This is a genomic window from Bacillus sp. LR--39 (assembly GCF_053613335.1).
The window spans coordinates 1-826 of record NZ_JBSIOT010000624.1 but is presented as its reverse complement, the minus strand read 5'-3'; the positions used below and the strand labels follow the sequence as shown (position 1 = coordinate 826).

Genomic DNA, 826 nt, shown 5'->3' with positions numbered 1-826 from the left:
CGAAAAGTTCGCCCTGCAAATTGACAGCGGCATGACCCATGTCAACGACCAGTCCGTCAATGATTCGCCGAATATTGCCTTTGGCGGAAACAAAGCAAGCGGTGTCGGCCGCTTCGGTAATCCGTGGGTCGTCGAGGAATTTACCGTGACCAAATGGATTTCGATACAGAAGCAATACCGCAAATATCCGTTCTAATTGAAAAAATCCCTCTGCTTCAAGTACAGAGGGATTTTTCTTTATTTAGATATATCCACAAACCCTTCGCCAAACACATCGCGTACGTCATGAACGATCACAAACGCTTTTTTGTCGCAGCTTCTAATGATTTTTTTCAGCATAGACAGCTCCTGTTTGTTAATGACGATATACAAAATCTCTTTTGATTGGCCCGTATAATTTCCCTTCCCTGATAAAATCGTCACGCCCCGATCCATCAAGGTATTTACCTGCTCTGCAATCTCACTCTTATTTTCTGAAATGACCGTAATGGCTTTTTTCGTATTCAAACCTTCAATAATGAAATCCATCACTTTGGTACCGATATACAGCATCACGATCGTAAACATCATTTTTTCTGCACCAATAATAAAATAAGAGCTAAATACTACGATTAAATCAAAAAACAAGAGTGCATAGCTGATATTCCAGTCTAAATATTTATTAGCAATTCTGGCCAGAATCGCGGAACCAGCCGTCGTCCCGCCGACCCGGATAATCATGCCGATCCCGACTCCGGCAAATACACCTGCGAAAATCGTATTAATGATCAATTCATCAGACGGAATGCTCCACCCATGTGTCAGATGAAGAAAAAGCGAATTTGCC

General features: G+C 42.1%; 2 protein-coding genes. One reads left to right on the top strand and one right to left on the bottom strand.

The window, feature by feature from the left end:
- A partial coding sequence (locus tag ACWHAR_RS25395; RefSeq protein ID WP_452088224.1) for an aldehyde dehydrogenase family protein occupies positions 1–196 on the top strand: 196 nt, incomplete at its 5' end.
- A 41-nt stretch (positions 197–237) separates the two neighbouring features.
- On the opposite strand, the gene ACWHAR_RS25390 is transcribed toward ACWHAR_RS25395, so the two are convergent.
- Positions 238–826: YitT family protein (locus ACWHAR_RS25390; protein ID WP_452088223.1), on the bottom strand; the 589-nt coding region annotated here is incomplete at its 5' end.